The 26593-nt window shown below is 47.3% G+C and carries 19 protein-coding genes; 1 reads left to right on the top strand and 18 read right to left on the bottom strand.

Going from position 1 to position 26593, the window contains the following annotated elements; translation table 11 throughout:
* The 18 genes from DHAF_RS09380 to DHAF_RS09300 all read right to left on the bottom strand — a co-directional run bounded on the left by DHAF_RS09380 (position 1) and on the right by DHAF_RS09300 (position 23964).
* Positions 1–2244: a molybdopterin-dependent oxidoreductase gene (locus tag DHAF_RS09380; RefSeq protein ID WP_005809129.1), complete on the bottom strand. Its 2244-nt coding sequence runs from the start codon at positions 2242–2244 to the stop codon at positions 1–3.
* A gap of 254 nt (positions 2245–2498) precedes the next feature.
* Positions 2499–3863 (bottom strand): MFS transporter, encoded by a 1365-nt coding sequence (locus DHAF_RS09375; protein ID WP_005809131.1) that lies wholly within the window; start codon positions 3861–3863, stop codon positions 2499–2501.
* Positions 3864–4324: 461 nt separating this feature from the next.
* The gene (locus DHAF_RS09370; protein WP_011461177.1) at positions 4325–5590 is read right to left on the bottom strand and encodes an MFS transporter; all 1266 of its coding nucleotides are present in this window, start codon (positions 5588–5590) and stop codon (positions 4325–4327) included.
* Positions 5591–5772: 182 nt separating this feature from the next.
* Positions 5773–5994, bottom strand: coding sequence for a hypothetical protein (locus tag DHAF_RS09365; protein WP_005809138.1), 222 nt, complete (start codon positions 5992–5994; stop codon positions 5773–5775).
* Between the two features lie 55 nt (positions 5995–6049).
* Complete coding sequence (locus DHAF_RS09360; RefSeq protein ID WP_005809140.1) at positions 6050–6385, bottom strand: oxidoreductase; 336 nt, start codon at positions 6383–6385, stop codon at positions 6050–6052.
* Between the two features lie 28 nt (positions 6386–6413).
* Complete coding sequence (locus DHAF_RS09355; RefSeq protein WP_015943717.1) at positions 6414–8648, bottom strand: molybdopterin-dependent oxidoreductase; 2235 nt, start codon at positions 8646–8648, stop codon at positions 6414–6416.
* A 468-nt stretch (positions 8649–9116) separates the two neighbouring features.
* Positions 9117–9383 carry a hypothetical protein gene (locus DHAF_RS09350; RefSeq protein WP_015943716.1) on the bottom strand — a complete coding sequence of 89 codons (267 nt, stop codon included), beginning with the start codon at positions 9381–9383 and terminating at the stop codon, positions 9117–9119.
* Position 9384: 1 nt separating this feature from the next.
* The gene (locus DHAF_RS09345) at positions 9385–10284 is read right to left on the bottom strand and encodes a nucleoside hydrolase (RefSeq protein WP_005809146.1); all 900 of its coding nucleotides are present in this window, start codon (positions 10282–10284) and stop codon (positions 9385–9387) included.
* A gap of 198 nt (positions 10285–10482) precedes the next feature.
* Positions 10483–12567, bottom strand: a complete 2085-nt coding sequence (locus DHAF_RS09340; RefSeq protein ID WP_015943715.1) for a sigma-54 interaction domain-containing protein — start codon at positions 12565–12567, stop codon at positions 10483–10485.
* A 108-nt stretch (positions 12568–12675) separates the two neighbouring features.
* Positions 12676–13461 carry an MBL fold metallo-hydrolase gene (locus tag DHAF_RS09335; RefSeq protein WP_015943714.1) on the bottom strand — a complete coding sequence of 262 codons (786 nt, stop codon included), beginning with the start codon at positions 13459–13461 and terminating at the stop codon, positions 12676–12678.
* Between the two features lie 21 nt (positions 13462–13482).
* Positions 13483–14442, bottom strand: a complete 960-nt coding sequence (locus DHAF_RS09330) for a DUF169 domain-containing protein (RefSeq protein WP_015943713.1) — start codon at positions 14440–14442, stop codon at positions 13483–13485.
* Between the two features lie 25 nt (positions 14443–14467).
* Positions 14468–15601 carry a (Fe-S)-binding protein gene (locus DHAF_RS09325; RefSeq protein WP_015943712.1) on the bottom strand — a complete coding sequence of 378 codons (1134 nt, stop codon included), beginning with the start codon at positions 15599–15601 and terminating at the stop codon, positions 14468–14470.
* A 163-nt stretch (positions 15602–15764) separates the two neighbouring features.
* A complete protein-coding gene (locus DHAF_RS09320; RefSeq protein WP_015943711.1) occupies positions 15765–16937 on the bottom strand; it encodes a (Fe-S)-binding protein in 1173 nt (390 codons plus the stop codon).
* Positions 16938–17123: 186 nt separating this feature from the next.
* On the bottom strand, positions 17124–18509 hold the full coding sequence (locus DHAF_RS09315; protein WP_015943710.1) for an SLC13 family permease: 1386 nt from the start codon (positions 18507–18509) through the stop codon (positions 17124–17126).
* 170 nt (positions 18510–18679) lie between these two features.
* Positions 18680–18835, bottom strand: coding sequence for a hypothetical protein (locus DHAF_RS26065; protein WP_005809157.1), 156 nt, complete (start codon positions 18833–18835; stop codon positions 18680–18682).
* A 27-nt stretch (positions 18836–18862) separates the two neighbouring features.
* Positions 18863–19678: a 4Fe-4S dicluster domain-containing protein gene (locus DHAF_RS09310; protein WP_005809159.1), complete on the bottom strand. Its 816-nt coding sequence runs from the start codon at positions 19676–19678 to the stop codon at positions 18863–18865.
* Complete coding sequence (locus DHAF_RS09305; RefSeq protein WP_015943709.1) at positions 19678–22251, bottom strand: molybdopterin-dependent oxidoreductase; 2574 nt, start codon at positions 22249–22251, stop codon at positions 19678–19680. Before DHAF_RS09305 ends, DHAF_RS09310 begins: the two co-directional genes overlap by 1 nt.
* Before the next feature lie 327 nt (positions 22252–22578).
* Positions 22579–23964 (bottom strand): SLC13 family permease, encoded by a 1386-nt coding sequence (locus DHAF_RS09300; RefSeq protein ID WP_015943708.1) that lies wholly within the window; start codon positions 23962–23964, stop codon positions 22579–22581.
* Between the two features lie 312 nt (positions 23965–24276).
* Here DHAF_RS09300 and DHAF_RS09295 point away from each other — a divergent pair, with 312 nt between their 5' ends.
* On the top strand, positions 24277–26370 hold the full coding sequence (locus DHAF_RS09295; RefSeq protein WP_015943707.1) for a sigma-54-dependent Fis family transcriptional regulator: 2094 nt from the start codon (positions 24277–24279) through the stop codon (positions 26368–26370).
* The last annotated feature ends 223 nt before the right edge of the window (positions 26371–26593 follow it).

Raw genomic sequence — 26593 nt, 5'->3', positions numbered from 1 at the left:
TTATTTGTCCTCCCTTCTGTCTGAGCTGCTTACCTTATAGACCTTGCACAAGAGACCGCGGTTGGCCCAGCTGCCGCTCAATGGATCACAATCTTCATCTGCCGTACTGGTAAGAACGTTGGTGTTGGATTCCAGACAACCACCCAATTCCGGATTGCGCAGATCTCTTTCCGGATACCACCAGCCCCGTTCCGTGAAGACTGTGCCGGGCCTGATGCCTTCGGTTAAGCTGGCTTTTTGTTTAATGCGGCCCCGCCGGGTCTCCACCCAGACCCAATCCCCTTCCTGAATGCCATACTCTGCCGCAGTATCAGGATTGATTTCCATATGGGGTTCATGGCGGATAAAGCGCAGTTCCTTAATATTGAAGTGTTCCGAATGATGAAAAGGCATTACACCTGCCCCTGTGGTTAGGATTAAAGGATACTCTTTAGCAAGTTCCGGATAATCCACCTCATTTTCAACGGGAGCTATATAGGGTGGCAGGGGGGGATAGCCTAATTCCTCCAACACACTGGAGTAGATCTCCACTTTACCCGAAGGGGTGCCAAATCCGCCTTTTTCTTTGTATTTGAAATACTCCCGTTCCGGGAAGTGGAAACGGTAATACTCCACGAATTCATCATAACTTTCCACACCATAGCCCAGATCTTTAATCCGGTAAAAATAAGCATCTTCAAGAGTTTCCCAAGGCCAATGCTCTTTTTGCCCCAGGCGGATGCCCAGATCCCGCCAGAATTCAAAATCGCTGTGCCGCTCATACATGGGCTGAATGGCCCGTTGTGAACACATTAAGAAATCCGAACAGCCATAGGTGGAGGTAATCGTCGGCCGCTCAAAGGAGCCCGCCATGGGCAGCACATAATCGGAAAGCATGGCGGTGGGGGTCAGCCAATAGTCGCAGGTTACCATAAAATCCACCGCTTTTAAGGCGGCCAGGACCTTTTGGCTTTCACCATAGGAATTGACCGGATTCGTCGCCGAAACCAGCAAAGCTTTCACCGGATAGGGTTCTCCGGTCAGGATAGCGTTAAAGACTGTGGGAGGATGGGCCTCACACATCCATTCTGCGGTAGGCGCCTTGCCCCAATACTTCTTGGCTATTTCGGCGATGCGGCCGTATCCGGGCCAGGTTACCAGTTTGAATTTATCCGAGCCCAGTTGCTTGGCCCGCTGCTCTTCCGTTAAGAACTCATTGAGTTCCATTTCTTCGTCAGTCACAAATTCCAGACTGGGGCCGGTGAGAAGATCCGCTCCGGGGCAGTCCAGGTTGCCGGTAATGGCTCTTAAGATGGCCCGGGCATGCTGGGTAGCGCCGGCAGGTTTGCCGATTTGGTCAAGAGCCGTACCCCACTGGATATTGCCGGGTTTGTTCATGGCGTACATCCGTGCCCCTTCACGAATAAGATCGGCGCTGACTCCGGTCAAAGGTTCAGCCCATTCAGGAGTGAATTCTTCCACATGAGCAGTCAATTCATCAAAACCCTGACAGTATTCATAGACAAAATCATAATCAGCTAAGCCTTCATAGATGATGACATTGATCCAAGCCAAGGCTAAAGCCAGGTCTGATCCAGGGCGTACGGGTATCCAGAGATCCGCTTTGGCGGCTGTTTCCGTATAGCGTGGATCAATAACGATGACTTTCAGCCCGTTCGCTTTAAGGCCGCTGACGCCGCTCATTTCAGGCAAAGTGGATATTGCCGGATTCTGTCCCCACAAGACCAGACATCGGCTGCTGCCCAGGTCAATTTCAAAAGGACTCCAGCCATAAACGGCTGTTTCGATCATAAAGGTGGGAATCCAGCATAAATGGGCGTTGTGGAAACCGTTAGGGCTGCCGAAAAGATTCATAAAGCGCCGCCGTGCCCAGTCATCGGTACGGGAAGTTCCGCCGGCTGTGGCTACAGCCTCTGCTCCATAATGTTGGCGAATCTCTGCTAATTTGGTGCCGATTTCATCGATAGCTTGTTCCCAGGTAATTCTTTCCCATTCCCCCGAACCACGCTCCCCCTTGCGTTTCAACGGGAAATTAACCCTTGCTTCATGGTCCAGATGGATGAGATTGACATTGCCGCGACAGCATAAACCGCCGGAATTGGTTGGGTACTCCGTGTCTCCTTCGAAATGAAGGATCTTGCCGTCTTTGACATAAACCAAGCAGCCGCAGTTCTGGTGACAGAAATAGCAGCAGGCTTTTTTGACTTCGACACCTTCTTGTTCCAAATCAATTTTCGTGCTCATTTTTTCCCTCCATTGTTCAGTAATGGGATCGTGAATTTAATAATAATGCCCCTATTGAAATACAATGCAATTTTCATGCCAAGCTCGCAATCGCTACAAAGGGCCTAAAATCAAGGCCTTTGCTTGTACTGCATTAGTGAACTCTTTCATTTTGAAAAAAACAGTTTCTTTTTAGGAATTTTCCCTGGAAGTGAAAACTGCTTCCGGCTGGAAGCAGTTAGTGGAAGCAGCTTTCTCAAAGGCAAGCCAGTGGTTTAACTGCCGGCCTTTAAAACATTTTCTTCTTGAATTTGATCGATACTCTTGCCTTTGGTCTCATTTCTAATCAAGAGGAAGGCCGCCAGTAAACCGAAGAGCAAGGGCACGACATAGAAAAGAAAGGCACTTGAGTAACCCAGATTTAAACCGATAATCATACCGGCCACAATGGGGGCAAGGGCTCCGCCCAGCCGGCCAAAGGCTTGACACCAGGACACCCCTGTGTTGCGGATATCTGTGGGATATCCCTCCGCCATCAGCGGCTGAACTGCTGTAATGGAGTAGTTGATGGCAAAGCCAAGGAAAATATTAGCCGCTAAGATTGCCCAAAAACTACTGCCCACGAAAGCCATGATCAAAATAGCCACAATTCCTAATCCATAGCTGCCGATCAGATTTTTTCTGCGGCCAATCACTTCAGCCACAAAGCCTGTTGAACAGTTGGCAATGACCGCAGCGGCATTTTGAGCAATGGATAGTCCATAGGCTGAGGACAGCTGCAGACCTTTTTCCAGCATTAAAGAGGGCAGCCAGGCGTTAATGCCATAGACCGTAAAGCAACCGCAGAAATAGGTAATCCAAACACCGGCCGTTGTCATGCGGTAAGTTTTGGAGAAAAGGGCCTTCGGTCCGACGACTTTGGATTTTGGAGGGACAACCAGGGCGTTGGGATCCCAATTGGTAACCTTGCCCGTTGCAACCTTCTCAATTTCCTGAAGTCTCTTGACCGCATCTTCATTTCTCCCTTTGTTGGCTAACCAATAGACGGATTCTTTCATTTTGAAGTGCAGGAAGATCGAGTAGATGAAGGGGAAACCGCCTACCAGATAGCACCATCTCCAGCCCACCCGGGGAACCAGATAGGTAGCCACCAAGCCTGCTAAAACCCAACCGACAATCATCCAGGCCATCCCAAAGGTAATGAAAAGGGCGCGGCGGTTGGTAGGAGTGGATTCAGAGAAGATCGTTGTGACGACCGGAATACAGGCTCCCAAGCCAAGGCCGGCCAACACCCGGAATAAAGCATAGAAGCCGAAGCTTGGTGCAAAGAAAATCGGAATGTTCAGCAAGGAATAGATAGCGATAGAATAGACTAAGGTCCTTTTCCGCCCTATCTTGTCTGAGACTATACCGGATATGGCACCTCCAATAATTAAGCCAAAAAGGCTCCATGAGGATAAGCTGCCTTTTTCCACAGCGCTTAATCCCCATTCCGCAGAAATCTGGGGCATAGTATAGGAGACGATCATATAGTCATACCCATCAAAAACCATCGCCAATCCCAAGAAGAAGAAGATAGACCATGTAAACTTATTGACCCCAAAGGAATCCATGACTTCGGAAATGCTGAAATTTTTCATTTTCAGTAAATTCTCCCTTCACATCGCACCTTAGTTCCTGTACCTGCCGAAGCTTATCCTTCAGCACCTGACATGATAAACTTTTCACATTTATGAGCGACTGGATGTATTTCCGATGTGTTTCATAGATCAGCATCACCCCAGCTTCAGAAGGCAGTATAGAGCGGTTACACCGTACTCTATACTACCTTTGTGAATCAAGGATTGCAACCAGTTTACGTTGCATAGGCTTCTCTTCTCTTACTTCTCTGTACCTGCTTCACCCTCAGGTTTTTCCTCCGGTTTTGCTTCCACCTGAGTTAAATCGGTTTTGCATTTTGGGCATTTTTTCTGTTTAACTCCGCCTACCACTGGAACCTTCATTCCACAATTAGGGCACTCAATAGGTCTTGATGCTGATGCCGGTCTAAAACACATATAAAACTACCTCCTCATAAATTTTGTACTGGATATTCAAAACATCATTTGGCACTTTCTCCACCGACAGATACCGCCGCCTGCTTTTTCAATGAGGGCAGTGAAAAGGCGACCAGGGATGCCAGCAGCATGGCTGCAGCTCCTACGCCAAAGGCGCCTGTAATGCTGCCCGTAGCATCAGCCGCATAACCGGCAAGCATGGGGCCAAAGAAACGGCCCACCAGTCCCATGGTGGAAACAACCCCTGCACCGGAGCCGCCGACTTCTGTGGGGAAATAATCCGAGAAACTGGCCAGGATGACCGGAACCATGCCCATGCCCACTCCCATCACACCGATGAGGATATACATGGCGTTCAATGTACTGCCATAAATAAACATGTAACCCAAGGTTGCTGCAGTCCACCAGATGCCTGCAATGCAGATCACCGTTTTCCGTTCCAACCGATCGGACAGGGGCCCCCATATTTGTTGCCCGATTAGCTGGCATAAGTTATAAATCGTTACAGCCAAACCACCTTGTACAGCCGTAAAACCGGCATTGACAAAGGATACCGCAACGAAAGCCGTGGCTGTCATATAAGCAACCTGCCAGAAAATGAACATACTGGACACATGCCAGGTAACTTTCATTTTAAGCACATCTTTGAAGCCGGCATCTTTCATAGCCGGAGCAGCTTTCACAACCTGATCGGCGGGGGTTCCCACCGGAATCAAACCTTTTTCAGAAGGCTTATTTCTGACGACTAAATAGATTACAACAGTACAAATAATGGCCAGCACTCCTAAAATGACAGCGGCTGTTTGCCAGCCATAGGCCTTAGCCAATTGGGGCAGCACAATTCCGAAAGCTGCTCCCGTCAGCACGCCCCCTGCCGTAATGGTGCTCATGGCTCTGCCCCGTTTGCTGGGATGGAACCAGGCACCAATCAACTTGGGAATCGTGGCACTGTAGACACCGGCCGCCCCGAAACCGACCAGAGCAATGATCAGCACTGCTTTGAGGAAGCTGTCGGCAAGCAGTCCAAAAAGTATGACGGCAATGCCTAAGACCAGACCGGCCAGAGATACGGCTGTTCTCGCCCCTGCCCGGTCAGCCAGATATCCCCAAATAAAGGAACAGCCGGCATAGCAAAGGCCAAAGACGGATACGATAGTGCCTGCCGATGTATTCGATAATTCCAGGGACTGCTTAATCGGCGCCATCAGGATAGGAACAAATTGGACGCCGCACATGAGAATAATCTGGGTTAAAAACCCTCCGAAAACAACAAGCCAGCCATAGTGTAATGAACTTTTTGACTGAGTCAATCTACATTCCTCCATTACGCTTATTCATTGGCAAAAATAAATACAGCACTATTGCATGATGTACCTTGAAGTCAATTAATCCGATCAGCTATGATGTAGTTATATGGATGATAACTTCAAGTACACTCAAAGCAATAGTGCCGGTGGATTTAATTAACTTAAAGCCCTATTCAAGGATGAATTTAACTCTTTTCATTGCCGCTGCGTACGGTGGTTTGATAGCCCCTCATCGGCTTGAGCATGAATTTATCTTTGACATAGTATAATCCAAATTTCTCGAATTCCTTTTTCGTCATCTTAAGCGCTGCGGAGATTTCATTGAAACTTAGACCTTTGCCAGCTTCTTCATTGAGATACTTGAGCTGTGCTTTGCCATCGAGTGCCAAAAATTCTTCTTTAGTCATACCTTAACCTCCGTTCAACAAAACATTGGAGCTTATTTTCCGGGCAACCTTAACCTTAAGGAAGAAACATAACTACCTTTTTACCTTTTTCAGCCATCTTTTTGGCTAGTTCTTCCACAGGGCCGTATTCCATAGCCTGACCTAAGCAATGCAGGACACAAGAAGGTTTTTTTCCATCTTTAATGCGCTCTTCACACACATCACAAAAGTTAGTCGGAACAGGAACATAGTTCCATTCCCATTTTTCCGAATCAATTTTCCAGGGACCCACCTCGGTCAGTTTGATCCCCCATTTTCCGACGGGAAGATTCTTTTCGTTTTTACAGGCAACTTCACAAGAGTGACAGCCAGTACAATATTCATAATCGATCATCAAGCCATATTTCGCCATTTTTAGTTCCTCCTTTCTTCAGTTCATCTTAAGCTTCTCTGTAAACCTTACAGAGAATACTCTTAAAGGTATCGCCGAAACCGAGTTTTCCATTATGTTGGTGGGGCATCAAGGTATTGATATTGGATTCCCACACGCCAAAGAGGGACGGTTCTGCAGCTTCTTTCTCCGGGAACCACCAGCCATGAGTAGCATGGACAACTTTGGGATGAATGGCCTCAGTAAGATGAGCGACCATTCTGGCCTTCCCAAACATGTTTTCAATAACGACCCAGTCCCCTTCGATGATGCCTAACTCAGCCGCGGTTTCCGGATGGATTTCCATTTCCGGGTTAGGATCAATTTCCCGCAAGGTTTTGAGCTGTCTGTGTTCTGAATGGAAGGAGGTATATTTTCTGGCGCCGGTTGTTAAGGTCAAGGGATATTCTTTAGCAAGCTCCGGTGTGCTGTAAGGGCTGTAAGGCGGCTCTTCATGATAAGGCAGAGCATCATCGCCCCAGGATTCAAACAGAGTAGAGCACAATTCAACCATTCCGGTAACCGTATTAAATCCAGGCTCGCCATCAAATCTCAGGAGACCCTTTTCATGTTTTTTATAGGTATAGCCGGGTTGATAGAGGCCTTTTTCACGCAGCTCTTCAAAGCCAAACCCTGTATCAGGTTTAAGCTGCTCAGTGAAGAAATCGGAAACATTGTCCCAAGGCCAGGCTTTGGGATTGAGTCTTTTACCCAGTTCAAAACAGACTTCGAGGTCAGACTTTGTTTCGCCCACCGTTAAGGCTTTGTTCATAGCGCCTGCAAATACGGCATTCCGTCCATAGTGAGTCAGAACCACGCCATCATGCTCGGCAAAGGTGGGCAGCGGTAAGAAAATGTCGGCAAAAGCCATGGCCGTAGGTGTCATGAAGGTATCCTGTACAACACTGAACTCCAAGGACTGCAGGGCCCGATACCAACGATCCGGTTGAGCTGAGTTGGTGGGGGTGATGAAGTTGCTGCTGTTGAACCAGCCCATTCTCAATTTGTAAGGCTTACCTGTTTCCAAAGTATTCAAGGTTTCATCGGGGTGAGTTGTCGCCAAAGCGGTGCTCACTGCTGGCCATTGCTCTGCCCCAATTCTCTTATTCCAAAGTTCTTCGGAGAGATTTGAACGTGATTCAACACGCCATTTGCCCATAAGGGATGCAGGTGGTCCGATTGTTACTCCACCAGGTACATCAAGGTTACCGGTGATCGCAATCATAGCCAGTAAGGCATGACCCAGTTGAACCCCATTGGGATTCTGGTCGACAGCTAATCCCCAGCCAAGGCTTGCCGGTTTAGCTTTGGCGAAGACACGGGCCACTTCATAAATCTTTTCAGCAGGAACCCAGGTGATTTCGGAAACCTTCTCAGGTGGGTATTCCATAACCCGCTCTACGAATTCATCCCAGCCATAGCACCAGTTTTCTACAAAATCATGATCGTAAAGCTCTTCTTTAATGATTACGTGAAGCAGTCCTAAAGCAAGGGCGGTGTCCGAACCGGGTCTGAGTTGAAGGACATGCTCAGCTCTGGTAGCGAGCCAGCTGATCCTTGGGTCAACCATGATGATCTTGGTTCCCAGCTTCATCATATCAATAACAGAGTGACCGAAGAAGCCGTCGGGATTGGACTTCAGGGGTTCTTTACCCCAGAGCATGAGATATTCAGGAGCCTTCCAGCCCGGATGGTTATAGCGGTCTTCAAAGTGACCGGCAAAGTCGATTTCAGGATAGCCTGCACCCAGAATATAGTCGGTGATAGCACAGCGTGGGCCGTAGCAGGACCAACCGCTTTGCGGGTAGCAAACGTTTGGTGTGCCGATGGAAGCAAAGCCCAGGGGGTAATAGTACAGACAGGCTTCACGGCCCGTTCCGCCAAAGACAACGATGGATTCAGCACCATGGTTCTCTTTGAAATAATTGATTTTGTCGACGATGGTATCCCATGCTTCATCCCAGGAGATCCGTTGCCATTTGTTTTCTCCTTTGGCACCAAGGCGTTTCATCGGATAGATAACCCGTTGGGGATGATGAGTATATTCTGGGAGAGTCAGACACCTCACGCACAGTCTGCCATTGGTGATGGGATGTTCAGGATCTCCTTCTACCTTGATGAGTCTGCCTTCTTTGACAGTCAGAATCATACCGCAACCTACAGGGTGATCTCCCGGCGGTGACCATCCACATGTTCTCACGGTATACGAACCGTCGTCCAGCGTTTTTTTCCATTGTTTTTCCATTTTGTTTTCTCACCCTTTCGTATTTTCAGGTAGTCTCATGATTTAGATAGAATTTAACGGACACCCCCCTTAAAATCCGGCCCACCCTTGCTGACCGTGGAAGGGTTCCAGCCGGAATTAATAAATTTAGGTTGTACGCCACTGTTTAATGCAATAAGCGTGCCAACTTAATACATCGATCTACAACCCGCATAATGACTGGGTTCCGCCCTTATCTGCACTTTTTGCGGCTTTGTGTTTCATCTTAATTTGAGATGACCAGGATTGTATAGGACTTCACAAATGGCTCAGCTCCGCCTTTTTCTCAAGCGTCCTCTTTTGTGATTATTGTGTCATTTTCGAATCATTTTCAGATCGGCTGCCCAGGAATAATAGCAACTATAACAACAAAACCCCCTTGCCCATATTAGTTTGAGCAGGGGGTTAAACCTATTTCTTTATGAAGAGTGATGTTTCAGAGTGAAGTCTTCACTGGGGATTATATTTACAAGGCCTTACTATCCCATCCTCCGGCGCCGTCTTATATTTATTGCAGGGGTTGGAGCAGCTTATACCGGCCAAAAGACAGTGCACCACAGGACGAGGCGGACGCTTGGGCAACTCTCCTCCGCATTTCTTGCATTTTACGGCTTCATCGGGATCATCAAAGTTCAGGGTTTTGCATTTCGGACAAACTTTAGGGCGGGGTTGGGGCGGTTTACAATTCCCACAGAATGGATTGCACGACCAGCACATTTTACCAACCTCCTCCTATTTCCTTTACAAAACCGCAGTCTGCCTTCAGCCAAGTAGTATAGATATCCTCCACAAAATCATCCCGATGGCGAAGTGTTGGCAAGTGGATCGTTTGCCCTTCCTGCCTGTTATCCGTGGGGCATAATAAGCCTTTGCTGATCGTTTTGGTACTTAAAGAAATGATTTGCTGCTGATCTTCAAAAAACTGCGGATTGACAAGATAGACCGCCGCCACAAGATCCCCCAGATAAAAGCAATTGCTTTTTAGATGCAGCATCGTGTATTCCAGCCAGGAAATGGAGCGTTCCACTATATAGCGGCCGATTGGACTCCGATTCCTGGTCAGTCTGTGGATGAAATCCGCAGTAGATACAGAAACATTAATGTCCATATCCCGTGTGATGAGAAAAAGATCTTTTCCTTCCTTTAAAACCCAATGGGTGGCTGCCGGGTCAACTGATAAGTTCCACTCATCAAATGCTTTCCCGTCCGGTATTACGTCATGAGTTAACCCACCCATGACCACCAACCGATCCAATTTCCTGAAAAAATTCTGATCTTTAATATAGGCCGCGTAGAGGTTGGTCAGGGCTCCTGTTGCTAAAATAGAGATTTCACCAGGGTGATCGTTCACCATCTTTACCAAATAATCCGTTGCCTCACTATCAAGCCCATAGCGATTAGTACACCCTTTGTACACAGGAATATCCCTGCGGCCGATCTCACTGAGCATATTCACTGTATTTTGATAAACGATATCGACTTTGCTGTTGCCATAGGTGGTGGTAATTGCGCAGATGTCGAGCTCCTCTTTACCCAATAAATAGAGTAAAGACAGTCCGTCAACTATATCGCACCCTGGAACACCCATGGTGTTATCACAATCATAGATTATCTTCATTTCCTATCCCTCCGCAAGTTATTGCTGCCAGCGCCTCTGCAATAATTTATATGCAAAATCCGTGCCAAACCAACAAACCCGCTCTCTGTCAGATCTGAAGGTTAATCCTCATAAATTTTTGTCCCAAAACGTGTATTATTTTTAGAAATAATTTTCAATATGAAAAACCCTCTGCCTCAGCAAAGGGTTCTTGGGTCTTCAGTACTCAAAGCCATAATCTTTTAATTTCCGATATAAGGTTGAGCGGCTGATCCCCAATAATTTAGCGGCATCCGGTATGGAATTTTTAGCATGAAGCAGCGCAGTTTTTATAGCATTTTTTTCCAAATGTTCCAAAGATAGGGAATCAGTTGTGAAATTAGGCTCATCCTGAAATGGACTGGAGTCCAGCAGGATATATTGAGGGAGGCTATCGGTATCGATAACATCATTGTGGGCCGAGTTGACGGCATAAATCAGCGCATTTTGCAGCTGTCTTACGTTGCCCGGCCATTCGTATTCCTGAATCTTCCTGAGGGCTCCTTTCGTGATCTTAGGGGTCTTCCACCCCTGCTTTTGACAGTAGTTTTTGATGAAATATTGACTCAGCACATCAATATCATTTTTTCTGTTTCTTAAGGAAGGAATAGTGATGGTCAATACAGAAAGCCGGAAATACAAATCTTCCCGATATTGTCTTTCCTTGACCATTTTGAATAAATTTTTATTGGTGGCGGCAATCAGTCTGAAGTCTACTTTTTTGTAGCGCCGGCCGCCGATCCGCATGATTTGCTTATCTTCCAAAGCTCTCAGCAAAACGGCCTGGAGCTCAAGGGGCATGTCCCCAATTTCATCGAGAAAAAGTGTGCCGCCATGGGCCAACTCGATTTTCCCCGGTCTGCCAGTCCGTTCAGCCCCGGTAAAGCTTCCCCCTTCATAGCCAAAAAGCTCGCTCTCAATCAATTCCCGGGGCATGGCCGCACAGTTGACCGCCATAAAAGGTCCCAGCGGGCAGGAATGATTATGGATCGCTTGGGCAAAAAGTTCCTTGCCTGTCCCGCTTTCACCCATGAGCAGGACATTTTCCGATGAGGTTGCAAAACGTCTGGCAATGGAGACGGCTTTCTTTATTTCTTCAGATTCACCGACGATGCATTCAAAGCTATAGGTGGCAATGGAACCCGTACGATTGGCCGCTTGAGCATTGACTTTATCCACATGATTGAGCCGTAAGACAGCGGCTTCGATCTGCTGGGTCTTTTTGTTCAGCACCGGCCGGATATTAATTATATAGGGTTGCTCATCATTGCCGATGACGAGATTTTCTTCAATGTCCACACTTTTTCCGGCCGTGATCAGGGCTGCAACCTGAGAGTGTGTATGCAAAAATTCATTGATGTTTTTATGAGATTTTTCCTCGGGCCTTATTTTAAAAATCCGGGTTACCTCCCGATTCATGTTAATGATCCTTCCTGAGGGATCAAGGGTGATAATCCCTTCGTCCATGACTTCCAGTGTCGTCTCCAGGGTGTCCATCGTGGTGTTTAACTCGTGAATTACCTTAATCAGATTACTGTTGCTCTCTGTCAGCAATTCATTGGTTTGATTAAGCTTCAGCTGAGTCTCAATCGCTTTAGCCAAGGCAGTAATCAGTCCCAGGGTGTGGGAGAGAAAATTATTGAAATACTCTCCTTCCAATCGATACTCAATCGGTTGACCCAGGATGATTGAAGCAATAACTTTTCCCGATTCATCCATAATCGGTGCCGCTGAACCGACAATATTATGCAGTCCCACGCAGTAGTGTTCCGGGCCCAATATTTGGATCGGTTTTTTCAACTCCATACATATGGTATGAGCACAGGTGCCGATGGTGCTTTCATTCCAGGCCACCCCTTCAGTGGGGACTCTCACCATATCCCCGGCTTGAAGTAAAAATGCTCCCGTATAATCGCATAAGTATAAAATGAAGCCACTTGGCAGCACTGCCATATCTCTGAATTTCTCCATCAGAGGTTTGGTGATTTCGATTAACGGACGGTTTTTTACAATTTTTTCAGCGTGCTCTCTCGAGTTGGGATAGGGCTTGCTCATGGAGTTATAGGGATCGATTCCCCTGTCTCTTGACCTTAGCCAGGATTCCGCCACCTCATTGCTAATGTCATCACATTCACGAGGATCTACGCTATGGGGTTCGTTTAGAAATTTCTCCTTCCACCTTAATATATTGTCAATCCGTTCCTGGGTAATCAATGCTGAACGCTGTTTATTTGTCAGGGAGTCCGAACCTCGGTTATTTACCATTGGCGATCACTCCTAGTAAATAATAACGTTACGGGGTTAGGTTATACGATAGTTCGACAATGTACAAAGCAAATCCTCTTTGGCATTAAGCTTTGTTACTTAAACCGCTCAGATTGTCAGAACCATGCCGTCATAGGCCAGGGACACCTGGGCATAATCCTTTAATTTCTCCTGGAGCTGAGCCGCTGTGATCGGGGTACTGTAGTGCATGGCCAGATGGGTTAATACCGTATGCTGGGCCCGGATGCTCTCCCCTAAGGCAATAGCTTCCTGCCAATTCATATGGCTATGGGGAAACCAGTTGGCGCCGTTAAAGGTGGCGTCGCAGATCAGGGTATCCACACCTTGAAGCTGCCGGGCGGTTGGGGCAGGCAGCCCGGACGTATCTGTAAAATAAGCTGCTCTTTTTGCTCCTGCCAGGAGGATGCCTCCGGTCTCGATACTGTGCCTGGCCGGTAAAACGGTCAGTTCTATGCCTTCAAAAGCGTAGCTTTTGCCGAACTCCCAGGGTTCGATCACAAAGACCTCTTCCAAAAAAGGATAGGCCTTAGCGAAGTCATCTACAGCGCTTGGCGGTAAAAACAGGGCAACCGGCCGCTTCCGTTCCAGCTTGACATAGTATTCCAGATCCCCGATACCACCGAAATGATCATAATGCCAATGGGTAACGAACAGATAATCAACAGATTGAATCCGTTCCCTGAGCAATTGCTTGCTTAAATCAGGGGAGGCGTCGATGAGAATGTTCTCTTTTCCCGTCTCCAGAACCGCCCCGCTGCGGGTTCTGGCCCAAAAAGGGTCGGCCCGGGCTTCCCGGCAAGCTATACAGTTGCAATGAAAAGCCGGAACACCGAGTCCGGCAGTGGTTCCCATTAATGTAAACTTGACTCCCATTCCCTATCCCTCCTTAACTCCTTAATTATAGGAAAGCTGAATCGCTTGTTGCGGGCACTGCCCCACACAGGTATAACAAGCACTGCAGGCATCGGGATGCAGTGCTTGAGCGACTTTCCGGTCTCCTGCCTCCACCATGGCCAGGACTCCTGAAGGGCAGAAATCCACGCAGAGTCCATCCCCCATACATCGTTCGGTATCCACAAAAAGCTCAACCCGTGCCCCTTCTCCCTGAGACTGAGCTCTTCGGGAACCCACTTTATCCATAACAGGGTGGAGGTAGATTTTCTTTCTCTCCTCCGGAATACTCTTTTGGGATAGCTTCAGCAAAGCCTGAGCTATAGGCTCAAGCAAGGCTGTGGGGATGGCAAGATACAGTTCAAAATCGTCAATCTCACTGGAAGCCCGGGCACCATAACAGCCAAAGGAAATATTCATTTCCCCCGAGGTCATGGTCTGCACAATTAAATCGGCGCAGGCCGAATTGAACCCTGAGGTTTTAAAATCCTGACGCTCCCCGGTGGCGTAGGTTTGCGCACAGCAAAGCCACATAGCCTGCTCGGGCCACAGAGTAAAGACCACCACATCGGGTTCGAAGGCTGCCTTCTCTAAAGGAGCCAGAAGGGTGGCCTCATAGCTTCCCGCTTTAAATTCAGGACGGGAGCTGATCATTTGACGGGCGGTTTCGATATTGGGCATCTTTTTAAAGAGCAGATAAAGATCCCCTGATCTCAGTTTGGGAGACATCTCCACCAAGCCCAGAACCCCGGTTCCGTCAGGGCAGGCATGGCTGCGGGGGGGCATATAGAGACAGTTGCCCCGGCGTGCGGTAATGATGGATTGGCAATGGCGCAAGGGCACGGTAGGTTCGATCCCTTGGGCCGGCTTTTCTTCTCCAGGCCTCATCATTCTTACCGCCACCGGATCCCAACGCAGGGAAAGAGTCTCTTTGAAAATCTTATTTAATTCCTTATAGTTCATGTTGAAATCTCCTTTAGCACCTTAGTTAATCTGCCATAACTCTTTCCCATAATTTTTCTCCTTCAGGCCCTTCAAGCAGTGATTGAGCTCTTTTCTTTAAGCCGGCAAAATCCTGCTCAAACTCCAGGAGCAGGTTTAAAACATGCTGGACCGGGATCTGGTTTTGGTTCTTGCTTAGATTGAGGACACACCCTAAGCAATAAGCCGTAAGGATTTCCACCTTAGATGCTTCAACTTCCCTTAACCGGGCCTGCACAAGACTTTGGGCCAGTTCCGGGTCAAAATGGGACACTTGCCCGCCGCTTCCGCAGCACAGGGCTCTGTCGCGGTGATGCTCCATTTCAACCAAGGAATAGCCTTTCCCGGCCAGGGCTTTTCTGACCTGGCCGGCAAATTTACCGGCCGGCCGGTCAGGACATGAATCGTGGACCGTAACAATTTTTCTCTGGTGTTCTGCAAGTGGAGCATTCACTAATTCCGAATCCTCCAGAGCCTCATAAATCGTCTGGATGGCAATGCCCATTTCCAGCGCCATAGGTTGCAGCTGATAGTAGCAATTAGGGCAGGCAAAGATCAGTTTTTTTACTTTAAGTCTGAGGAGCTTATCCTTTAATCCTTGGCTGAAGCGGGCTTCTCTCTCCTTTAAACCCAGCTGATACAGGGGTAAGCCGCAGCAATCGGTTAAAAGAGAAATAGTCTTACTCTCTTGTTGAAGGGTTTTGAATAAGACATGAACCAAGTGCGGATCGTAAGTGAGCATGCTGCATCCCGCAAAAAAGGCTGTATCACACTCCCGGTCCGGATTCAGCTCGCCATACCCGATGCCATTGGCTTCACGGATCAGTTTCATAACGTTTAAAGGCCGATCCGGAAACATATACCGGAAGTCCTCAATCTCTATTTCTCCTTTAGCTACAGATTGCTCGCGTAGTGCGGCAAACATATACTTAGGGCTTAAGCCCGCTGGGCAGACACTTTCACACAGTCCGCAAAGGGAGCAATTATAGGCTTCTGATACAGTCGGCTGACGTGTGGCAAGGCTCACTAAGCTCTCATCAATCCTCTCTAAGAGTTGGCACTCTGCTCTACACAGGCCGCAATCCGTGCAGTTATCGATGATTTCCTGACAGGCGGCCAGAGTTTCTTCAGCATGATTCATGATTCTCTCCTCTTCTTTCCTCAGCCTAAATCCAGGTTGTTTCAGCATTTTCATGTCATTTCTTTCACGAGAAGCCATCCGTTGGCTAACTGGTTCCCCTATGGAAGCGTGACCAGTGCTCTGTACACCTAAGCCTCGCATTGCTCGACGATGTTACAGAGTGCTAATCTTGAAAGAGCTTAAGATAACGTTCATACCCCTCCTCCCCTTCAAACATTTGGGCCGCCTTTCCTTTGACTTCACTGTAATCTTCTTCAAAACCCAGCAAGGTATTAAGTGCATGGCGTATTTTGATTTTACGATCGGCAATATTACCGAAATTCAACACACAAGCATGACAGTAGGCTAATAAAGTATCCGCTCCGGCCTTACCGGCTTCCTCCAAGTTCTGCACTTCATGCTCCGTGGCCCATTCCGGTCGGAAATGACCGAGTTGACCACTGCTGCCACAGCAAACTGAGTTTTTACCATGGTGCCTCATCTCTGCCCGCTGATAATTTCCCCGGTCCAGGGCTTCTCTGACCTGCCTGCCAAAGATGCCCTCAAAACGATCCGGGCAGGAATCATGAATGGCGTAAACTTCCGAGCCTTGGTTGGCTATAAACTCATCCGCCAAGGCCTCGTAGACCGTAATAACCTCCAGATCCGGCAAGACCCCTTCTTTCTTGAACTGATAGTAACAGTTAGGGCAAGCAGTAATCAGCCGCTTTACCCCTAATTGACGTACTTTCTCCCCTAATTCTCCTTTGATTTTATCCCCTCTTTCCGGAATCCCAATATGATACAAGGGAATACCGCAGCAATGATCAAGAAGCAACACTTTTTCATACTTTTCAGCCAATGCTGCATAGACCTTTTTCGTCAACTCCGGAGAATAGGTCAGCATGGTACACCCCGGTAAAAACCCGGTCTGCGCCGGCAAGGATGTGTTCAGTTCAGAATAATCAATCCCGTAATACTCTCTGAACATGCTCATTACCGTGACCGCACGGTCCGGAAATAAATATTGATATTCCTCAATAGTTATTTCCCCCTGCTGCACCGCCTCCACTCTGCGCTGCTCAAACATTCGCCAAGGACTCAAACCCAGGGGACACATGGCCTCGCATTTCCCGCAAAGCGCGCACCCATAGGCTTCATCCATCTCTATACCTCTCCTGGCGATCTGCCCCGGAGACTCATTAAGCTCTGTTAAGATACGGCAGCTTTCCGCACACTGGCCGCAATCAGTGCACTCAGCACCTATCCTTTTTGCCCAGCCCTTTTCCTGATTCAATGAGTTCACCTCGTTAATTTTGTCCAACTTGAAATTAGTGCTGCTTATATTTACATGCAAAAATTGTACCAGCTTGATTTGAACGTCCCTGAGTAAATCTCAGGAGCTTAAAACACCAGTGGATTCGCCTTACGGCGGCTTTCAGCCGTTCTCGAACCAAGGCTGCCTCAATACTCAAAATTCTCTTTTTGACACTTTTAGTCCTAATTTGAAAAAACAATCCCCAGGATCCGGAGCTTTTCCGAACTATAACCCGATCAAGGCACCTAATGGCGGCAAGATAAAAGCAGAAACCAATATCACAGCGATCGTAGGAATAATACCGGCCTTTACCATATCGACCATCTTGTAATACCCTTTACCATAAGTAATCAATGGGACACAATCCAGAGGGAGTAAAAAAGTTATACCTGCACCGAAAGCAACAATAATCGTCAATACGGCCGGGCTGGCATTAATAAGCTCTGCCAAGCCGGAAATCGGTACGGTAGCCATTCCGCAAATTGCCGGACCAACCGGACAGATCCCATGAAGGACGGCCATCACCGTTGCCGTAACGCCGGCCAACATCGGATAACTCCAGCCGGAAGCCCCTCCCATTACGCTATCTACAATCCAGGCAGCTGCTCCAGTAGACATAATGCCTGCTGCAACGGCATTAACACCGCCGATCATCAGCACCACTTCCCAGGAAACCCCTTTGATAAACTCATCCCAACTAAGAACTTCGATGCCGGGAAAGAAAAAGGCGATCAGGCCCATGACCGCAATTCCAGTAGCGTCCAGCCAGGGAATCCAGGTACTGGCGATCCAAGCTGCAAGCATTACTGCAATAATTATAATAATTTTCTTTTCTTCTTTATTTAATTTTTCCGTTGTTACGACCCTATTCTGAAGGATATCGATAGATTTTTGACTAATGTCTTCCGGCTTAAAGATCATGATCAGTGACAGCCAGCAGACAGGTACGATAATGATCGCGAAAGGAATTCCCATCAGCATCCAATCCAAGAAAGAAATTGTTATGCCGGTTGCTTCCTCCAGCAAACCCATTGCCATAATATTGATGGAAGTTCCTGCGGGAGTCATCGTCCCTCCAATCATCGCTCCAAAGGGTATCCCGATCATTAAACATTTACCCAGATTGCTTTTTCCCGGGATGGCATTGTCGGTAATCAGAATGGATAAGGCTAAGCTCATAAAAAGAGAACACGCGGGAACATTATTGCAAACTGCGGATAAAAGTGCCGTACCTGCCATAAATCCCAATACTAAACGCTTTGAATTCCCTTGAGACCATTTGATTAGAACCCCGGCAATTCGTGTCGCTAAGCTGGTCTTGATTAAAGCAACGCTGATAGCGAAGGTGGCAATAATGAAGAAGATTACAGAACTGATAAACTTGGACCACGTTGTACTCCAGTTGAAAATTTCGAAATAGGGCATGCACACCATCAGGAGCAATGCGGTAATAGCAAGGGGCATCACTTCAGTGACCCAAAGCACAATACCAGCCATCAGAATGGCAATAGACATTTTACCCGGTTGCGTCAACCCTGCTGTCTCAGGCCAAAAATACCCGGTGAACAAAATTAAAATTCCTAATCCTAGTCCTAACCACTTTTTCTTCATTCCGATCATCCCTTCAAGCTGTATAGTTAGCAAGAGACTATTAATAATTTGCCGTTACCTTTTGGTTTGGCTCTAAGAAGTTAGTGAAAAAAAGTATGAGTATGAATAGAGCAAGGCATTTCCTAAGAAATGCTTGCTCTGTTTATTTATAATTAACTTACCGTGTTACCCTAATCTTCATTTTTGGGCTTTTGTTTTGAGGGATCACCTGAACCTTCCGTTCCGTCAAAGCCGCATTTTTTACATACCTTCATGGTCGGTGGATTATACATTCCGCAAGCCGGGCACTTTACCGGCTTGTTAGCCGTTGGTGGTCTAAAACACATCGTTCTTCCTCCTCAATCTAAACAATCTTATTTCAAAGCCTCCAGAGCAATGGAACCAACATTCAAACTCTTGTCCACATTAAGCTCCGTCATCGCATAAGGTTTAAACCCTTGAGCCTCTATCCGGAGCGCATATTTTCCGGCAACTATTCTCTTGAACCAGAAATCGCCGAAATCATCCGATTGGCAGGTCCAGCTCTGCCGGGTGGCTAAATCCGTCAAGGTGATGGCTGCATTTTCAATGATTTCATTAGCCTGGGGATCATAAACTTCTCCGGCAACAAACAGCTTGGGAAGGTTCACATAATAAACACGGGGTTTCAGGCCAAGCTCGGGTTGCATAAGTTCTGCCTGAGCAATCAAATCCTTAAATTCTTCTTCTTCACCAAACTTAAGCGCTTCGGTGGCGCAGGCATCCACACAGCGGGGAACTTCTCCTTCATCCACGAGATGAGCACAGCCGGTACATTTTTGGGGAATCTCCAAAGCTTCATTCCAATAAATTGCACCATAGGGGCAGGTGTCCACCAACTCCTTCTTCCCCCGGGCTTTTTCGGGATCGATAATCACTAATCCGTCTGTACGTTTATAGACAGCTCCCTGATCTTCCGGGCGAATACAGGCGGGATGATCACAGTGCATGCAAGGCCGGGCCACATACTCCACTTTTACTTTAGGCACACTGCCATGGACCGTTTCTTTGACTTTCATCCAGAATTGCCCCATATCAGGCTGCGGTTTGGCGACGGGTGACCAGTCATTATCGACATGCTCATCCTTGCAGACTAATTGACAGCCATAACAGCCATTGCATCTGGAGACATCGATCACAAATACTTTCATTATTCTGCACCTCCTACAATCCAGGATGAAAGGCATACACCGGTGCCTGGATCGTATTCTCTGTTAAAGGCCTCGGGGTATTCAGCTTTTAAAGCATCCAAATCACATTTTTCGATGTTTATCAGAAATCCGCTGGTTACTTCACCGGCACAATTTTTGGAGACAGTATTGGAAACACAAATCAAGTTGTTAGCCCCGCCACGGTCACCTTCGCCGGCTTTGATCGGATCCAGGCGTGCCCCGTGATCCTGGTAAATGGCACCCGGTCTGATTCTTTCGGTGACATAGGCGCCGCCGAGAACCCAGCCATTATCGTTAAACAGTTTCACGATATCTCCACTTTGGATGCCATGCTTTTCTGCATCCACAGGGTTAATCCAGACCGGTTCATAGAGATAGCCGTCGGGTCCTGCCACCTTGCAGGTTGGAATTTCTCTCAGCCAGGAGATATCATCCAGATTGGCATGAACTCTCCAGCGTGGGTGGTTGGAAACGATAAGATATGGATATTTTTCAGATTTTGGATGGAGCAAGCTTTCCGAATGACTTTCCCCGAAAGCAATCCATTGGGGATATGGCTTGCGCTCTTGATCATCGGGGAATACATCAGCCAGGTCCTGAGAGAAAATTTCCAACAATCCGGAAGGAGTCTCTAAAGGATATTGCTTGGGATCCTGATAAAATTTGCCGAATCCGGGGATATCGTCTTCCCAGCCATCCGCTGTAGGAATCATATAATACCCTTTTGCCAAGAATTCTTCGAAGCTGATCTTAGTTTGAACACCGGACTCCATAAAGCCTTTTTCGATTAGATCCATCTCCGACATGCCATCAGTATACTGTTCCAGAAGCCCTAACTTTTGAGCTACTTCACAGACGGCTTCCCAGTCACTCTTGGCTTCGCCAACCGGCTCAATACATTGCTCTTCATAGAAAAGATGGTTGAAATTGCCGCTTAGGGTATCGACGGAGATATCACGGCTCTCCATCTTGGTGCTGGTGGGGAGAATAATATCGGCAAACAAGCAATCATTCTCCAACCAGGGGTGTTGGGCAACTATGCACTCAATTTTAGAATTGCGCAGCGCTTCGATCATCTCATTGCCACCGGTCCAGCAGGTGGTCCAGCAAGGAGTATCGGTCCAGATCATATGAATTGGGGCTCCACCTTCAATGGGATACTGGTACTCGATAAACTGATCTTCCCGTGGGTAACCTGCCATGGTTTGACCATACCAGGTAAGGGGTTCATCACTTTGAATAGCTTTGGGAATCAAGGTTTTGGGCAGGAACTGTGGTGACATGGTATAGCGCCAGCCCGTATAAGCAGATTTTACGGTTGGAATAAATTCGCTTCTGGGTGCCGGCATTTGTTCGTTGCTTCCGAATAATTGCCATTCAATGAATTTGAACTGATTGCGGCCCGGCTTTCCTAAGCCCTGCATCGCCAGGAGGCAAACCTCCATGCGCGCCGGCTCATGGGAATAGCAGGAACGGATGTAAGAACCCCCATTGCTGTGGGCAATAGTTGTTGCCTCTTTAGCCCATTTTCTGGCTAAGGCCTTAATGGTCCGGGCGGGAACACCACAGATTTTTTCAGCCCATTCCGGAGTTTTCGGTTCGGTTCCATCTTCACCGAGGGCATGGCGTTTCAAATAGTCAAACCCGATGGTGTGGGTTTCAATATAGTCCTTGTCATAACTATCTTCTGTGAGCCAGATATAAGCTATAGCAAATTGCATCGCCAGATCCGTATTAGGGAGAACCGGAATCCATTTATCAGCGTGAACGGCTGCTCCGTAGTTGAGGTCCGGGCAAATATATACGGATTTAATTCCGATATCTGTAAACCAGTAAGAAAGACGGCTGGCTTGCTGACCGCCCCAGCCCCAAGGAGTTGTTTCAGGATCACATCCCCAGAACAAAACCATTTTAGAGTTTTCGGAGATATCTTTAAAAAGATTAGTCTGTTTTCCTTGACCTACCGGGTCCTGACCCCAGACATGCTTTGCCCCCCAGTACCAGCCTTCCCAGCTGTCGGCATTCCGCGCTTGGAGAGTATAGCCGCCCAGGAGATCCAACAGCTTCATCTGACAACCATGGGCTGCGTGAACGGTTTTGGTTTCTCCATGACCATCCCCTTGAGCCAGGACGGTATAGGGGCCATATTCCTTATACACTCTTTTCAGCTCTTTAGCGATCAGATCGGTTGCTTCATCCCAGGAAATGCGGACGAATTTGCTTATTCCTCTATTTTGGGGATTGCGCTCTCCCTCAGGATCCCAATCCACTCTTTTCATAGGGTAGGGTATGCGGTTTTTGGAATAGGTTCTTTTCTTATAAATCATGCTATAGGGCGGTAACAGAGATTTCATGGTAGGTTCAAATATCTTGTCGTTGACCTGGAGCCGCCAGGGTTTCATTTCCTCCGGAGTATATTCTTTATCGTAGCGGAAGTTGCGGATTCTGACCACCTTACCATCCTGGACATCCACTGCGGCGGAATTTGAGCCTGAGCCGAATCCGCACAAGCCGATACCTTTAATACAGGTTTTTTTGTCTTTTTTACTCACCGATTTATCCTCCTTTACGAGCTGTCATGGGGTTAATTGTCATGGGGTTAATATGGATTATAAAAATTAAGTTGGTGAAGTTCCCTCCTTTTATTGACAAATTCCTAACTAAAATTATGAATAACTTGTCATTTTAAATCGTAATCTTAGCTCTTCTGTCAGTCGAATCTATCTATTGCAAATTTCGTGCCAGCCTGCCAAAAATCAGAAACACACGGGAGTCCCCAGTCTTATGCAGCGCAAGGCCGGCATTAATCATTCTCATCGCCTTCCTATTCTTGAGAAAAAACCGAAATCTGCACAACACTTTATCAATACTGAGATAGCTTAGATGCCGATCAAAGGACCCAGTACGGGCAAGACAAAAGCACAAACCAAGATCATGGCAATGGTAGGAACGATTCCGGCCTTCACCATATCGCCCATCTTGTAATAGCCTTTACTGTAAGTGATCAAAGGCACACAATCTAAAGGAAGGATAAAGGTGATGGCCGCACCGAGAGCTACAATCATCGTTAATACCGCTGGACTGGCGCCTGCCAGAAGGGCTAAACCAGAAATCGGTACAGTGGCCATGCCGCAAATTGCCGGACCCACCGGACAAATGGCATGGAGAATTGTCATGACCGATGCCGCAGCCCCGGCCAACATGGGTGTGCTCCAGTTGGCAGCTCCTGCCATAATACCATCCACCAGCCAGTTGGCGGCGCCTGTAGCCATAATCCCTGCTGCTACTGCCTGGACACCACCGATCATTAAAATAACTTCCCAGGATACCCCTTTGACAAATTCATCCCAAGTAAGGACCTCAATTCCCGGAAAGAAGAAGGCAATCAATCCCATCACCGCGATTCCGGTTGCATCAAGCCATGGAACCCAAGTGCTGGCAATCCAGGCAACGAGCATAACGCCGATAATTGTAATAATTTTCTTTTCCTGGCTGGTCAGCCTTCCTGCACTAATGACCATGTTATTGATCGTATCTTCAGATTTCTGACTAATGGCTTCCGGCTTGAAGATCATAACGAGAGAAAGCCAGCTGATCGGAACCATAATGACAGCAAATGGTATCCCCATCAGCATCCAATCCAAGAAGGAGATCGTCATGCCGGTGGCCTCTTCCAACAGACCGATGGCCATAATGTTGATGGAAGTACCGGCAGGAGTCATTGCACCGCCGATCATGGTGCCAAAAGGAATCCCGATCATTAAGCATTTGCCAAGGTTGCTTTTGCCTGGTATGGCGTTGTCGGTAATCAGGATGGACAGCGCTAAGCTCATAAACAGCGAGCAAGTCGGAACATTATTGCAAACTGAAGATAGAAGAGCACTCCCCACCATAAATCCCAGCACCAAACCCTTGGGATCTCCTTTGGACCATCTGACGAGAACCCCGGCGATACGCGTTGCCAGGCTCGTCTTGATTAAGGCGACAGTAATAGCAAACGTGGCAATGACGAAAAATATCACAGAACTTATAAATTTAGACCAGGTTGTGCTCCAGTTTAAAATATCGAAATAGGGCAAGCACACCATAAGCAGCAAGGCGGTGATTGCTAAAGGCATCACTTCAGTCACCCATAAAACAATCCCCGTCAGCAAAATAGCAATAGCCATTTTGCCGGCTTGAGTCAGCCCAGCAGTCTCAGGCAAAAAATAGGCGATCACCATGATTAGAATTCCCAGACCAAGACCCAGCCACTTTTTCTTCATTAAGACCATCCTTTCAAAATGCTTGTCTGACTGACAGAACTCGATTTAAAATGACAACCCCATTAAATGCAAAAACCATACCAAATTGCAGATGTATATAAAAATAAGAAGAAGAGGTGCATTCGGGTAACGTTTTTCTATATTAATTCACCCCTTCTTACCCCAACCAACCTTTTCATTTCTGCGAAAAGGTTTAAGTTTTAAGAAGGATTTTATTACTTCTAGGAAATCGTGAAAAAAAGTTTTTAAAAGCAATGCATAATCTTCATTTGTAAGGTACAATGTAACCATCACAACATCGGAGGTCAGAAGATGCATTATCAATCTAACGTAGAAAATGTCAATCCATATATTGGCCCTACTGCAGATATAGACATCTCTGGTCGATGGCGGGGTATTATGCAAAGCAAAAAGGACTTCTTGGAAAAAGGTACGGATCCTCGTCTCTCCCCTTACGTCAGAGATGAAATCGCCAATTCCTGGATTCGCTCCCAAAGCTATAACCTAACCCCTGAATCAATGGGTACGGCGCCAACGATTAGTTCCCGTGAGCTAAACTCCATATTTGAGCAGAATAAAGAGTTGATCGACATCGCCTTCCCTCTGTTAGACAGTTTTAAACCATTGCTCACGGAATCCGGTTACATGGTATCTTTGGTCGATGGCAGCGGGATAGTACTCTACCGCAACGGTAATACAAAAATGGTCGATCGCTATGGAAATACTATTGGCCCGGGTGTCCTATGGAATGAGGCGACGATTGGAACCTGCGCTCATGTCTTGAGCATTCGTCACAAAAAACCTATCTCTTTGTTAGGTCCGGAAAACTTTCCCGCTTATTTCCAGAACGATATCACCTCCACTGCTCCTTTATTTGATAGTGACGGAAAAGTTATTGCCGTTTTGATCTTACTGCAAAAACTTGGTGATGACCCTTGGGATCTTGATCTCCACAACCTGCAGTATCTGACTCTAGGGTGGGTCACATCTCTGGCTATGGAAATCAAAACTCAGCTCAATCTGAAACTCAGCAATTCATTGTTCAAGAGTACGAATACCGCTTTACAGACTGCCATCAAAATGATGACCGAAGGGATGGTTATTGTTAGCCGGGAAGGGCTTATACAGCATATAAATTCTCCTGCGGCGCAAATATTTAACTGTAATACGAATGAGGCAATCGGCCGCAATATCATGGAATTTCTTGTGAAGAACGACGCATTGGCAGAAGCTCTGCGGCAACTTAAAATGATCCATAATATTGAAGTCGAAGTCCTTAATGACTACGGAACCCAAGGCTATACCTTTTCGATACAGCCACTCCCCGCCGATTCTTCCGGCTCCAGTGGTGGTGTTGTCAAAATCGTCGATACCGAAAAAGCCAAAAACATGGTATCCTCAAGCAGCGGAGCCAAGCTGGATTTCGATTTTCAAAGCATTAAAGGCGCCAGCACCAAGATGCTGCGGACCAAAAGCCTGGCCCAACGCTTCGCCAGATCACCGGCCAATATCCTATTAATTGGCGAAAGCGGCACTGGAAAAGAACTCTTCGCCCAAGCCATTCATAATGAATATCGGCCTTCAGGGCCCTTTATTGTCCTTAATTGTGCCGCTATTCCCAAGAACCTCATTGAAAGTGAATTATTCGGGTATGACAGCGGTGCCTTTACCGGCGCCAAAAAAAATGGCAGCCCGGGAAAAATAGAGCTGGCCGAAGGCGGAACCCTTTTCCTGGACGAAATAGGTGATATGCCTATAGAAATTCAGGCGGTATTACTGAGAGTCTTGGAAAATAAGCAGGTTATGCGCATCGGCGGCAGTAAATACCGGGCCGTCGACTTCCGCATGGTGGCCGCGACTAACAAAGACCTGGCAACCTTAGTCCAAAGCGGTCAGTTCAGACAAGATTTATATTATCGTCTGTCCGTACTCAGAGTGGATATTCCGCCCCTTCGCCAGCGGGATAGTGACGTGCTTTCTTTAGCCGAGTTTTTTATCCAGAAGTACAATTGGCGCAGCAAACTTCCCAAGCTCAGCCATGAAACCAAAATAAAGCTCATGGAGTACACTTGGCCGGGCAATGTTCGCCAGTTAGAGAATGCCATTATCTATGCCTTGAATGTGTCAGAAGATGAATTGATTCTTCCAGAGCATTTGCCTGACGAAATTATCCACAATAAAAATCATCCTGCCTCCTTATCCTTGAACCCCATTGAACTCTCCAAAGAAAACAACCTGAACGAGGCCGAACTCAGAGATGTGGTCTCCCTGAAGGAAGCGGAAAAAATAGTCGTACAGAATGCTCTGGCTAAGTCGGGGAATAATATCTGTATTGCCGCCGAATTATTGGGATTAAGCAAGTCCACTCTTTATCGCAAATTAAAGCTCCTCGGCATCGATGAATAATTAGATTACGCCCATGCTGGGCGAACAAGCATAGGCTGCCGACCGGGTAATTGGTCGGCAGCCTTATTGTAATACTTATATCAACCCTTCCTGTTTAAAAAACCCGGAGGAGCGGAAGAATTTTTGGCCTGCCATGATGTTGAAAACATGATCAAACGAGAACTGCTTGGATTTTGGCGGCTTTCAGCCGTCCACGAACCAAGACTTCCTCAACAGTACAAAA

The sequence above is a fragment of the Desulfitobacterium hafniense DCB-2 genome (genome assembly GCF_000021925.1).
Classification (GTDB): domain Bacteria; phylum Bacillota; class Desulfitobacteriia; order Desulfitobacteriales; family Desulfitobacteriaceae; genus Desulfitobacterium; species Desulfitobacterium hafniense.
The sequence above is the reverse complement of the archived record's forward strand: the minus strand, read 5'-3'. Positions and strand labels throughout refer to the sequence as shown.

Bases quoted from the DNA above. Each gene is read 5' to 3' on its own strand.
- DHAF_RS09310 (WP_005809159.1), bottom strand. From the start codon at position 19,678: ATGAAAGTATTTGTGATCGATGTCTCCAGATGCAATGGCTGTTATGGC.
- DHAF_RS09375 (WP_005809131.1), bottom strand. From the start codon at position 3,863: ATGAAAAATTTCAGCATTTCCGAAGTCATGGATTCCTTTGGGGTCAAT.
- DHAF_RS09295 (WP_015943707.1), top strand. From the start codon at position 24,277: ATGCATTATCAATCTAACGTAGAAAATGTCAATCCATATATTGGCCCT.
- DHAF_RS26065 (WP_005809157.1), bottom strand. From the start codon at position 18,835: ATGTGTTTTAGACCACCAACGGCTAACAAGCCGGTAAAGTGCCCGGCT.
- DHAF_RS09315 (WP_015943710.1), bottom strand. From the start codon at position 18,509: ATGAAGAAAAAGTGGTTAGGACTAGGATTAGGAATTTTAATTTTGTTC.
- DHAF_RS09345 (WP_005809146.1), bottom strand. From the start codon at position 10,284: ATGAAGATAATCTATGATTGTGATAACACCATGGGTGTTCCAGGGTGC.
- DHAF_RS09340 (WP_015943715.1), bottom strand. From the start codon at position 12,567: ATGGTAAATAACCGAGGTTCGGACTCCCTGACAAATAAACAGCGTTCA.
- DHAF_RS09300 (WP_015943708.1), bottom strand. From the start codon at position 23,964: ATGAAGAAAAAGTGGCTGGGTCTTGGTCTGGGAATTCTAATCATGGTG.
- DHAF_RS09360 (WP_005809140.1), bottom strand. From the start codon at position 6,385: ATGGCGAAATATGGCTTGATGATCGATTATGAATATTGTACTGGCTGT.
- DHAF_RS09380 (WP_005809129.1), bottom strand. From the start codon at position 2,244: ATGAGCACGAAAATTGATTTGGAACAAGAAGGTGTCGAAGTCAAAAAA.
- DHAF_RS09325 (WP_015943712.1), bottom strand. From the start codon at position 15,601: ATGAATCATGCTGAAGAAACTCTGGCCGCCTGTCAGGAAATCATCGAT.
- DHAF_RS09355 (WP_015943717.1), bottom strand. From the start codon at position 8,648: ATGGAAAAACAATGGAAAAAAACGCTGGACGACGGTTCGTATACCGTG.
- DHAF_RS09330 (WP_015943713.1), bottom strand. From the start codon at position 14,442: ATGAACTATAAGGAATTAAATAAGATTTTCAAAGAGACTCTTTCCCTG.
- DHAF_RS09350 (WP_015943716.1), bottom strand. From the start codon at position 9,383: ATGTGCTGGTCGTGCAATCCATTCTGTGGGAATTGTAAACCGCCCCAA.
- DHAF_RS09365 (WP_005809138.1), bottom strand. From the start codon at position 5,994: ATGACTAAAGAAGAATTTTTGGCACTCGATGGCAAAGCACAGCTCAAG.
- DHAF_RS09335 (WP_015943714.1), bottom strand. From the start codon at position 13,461: ATGGGAGTCAAGTTTACATTAATGGGAACCACTGCCGGACTCGGTGTT.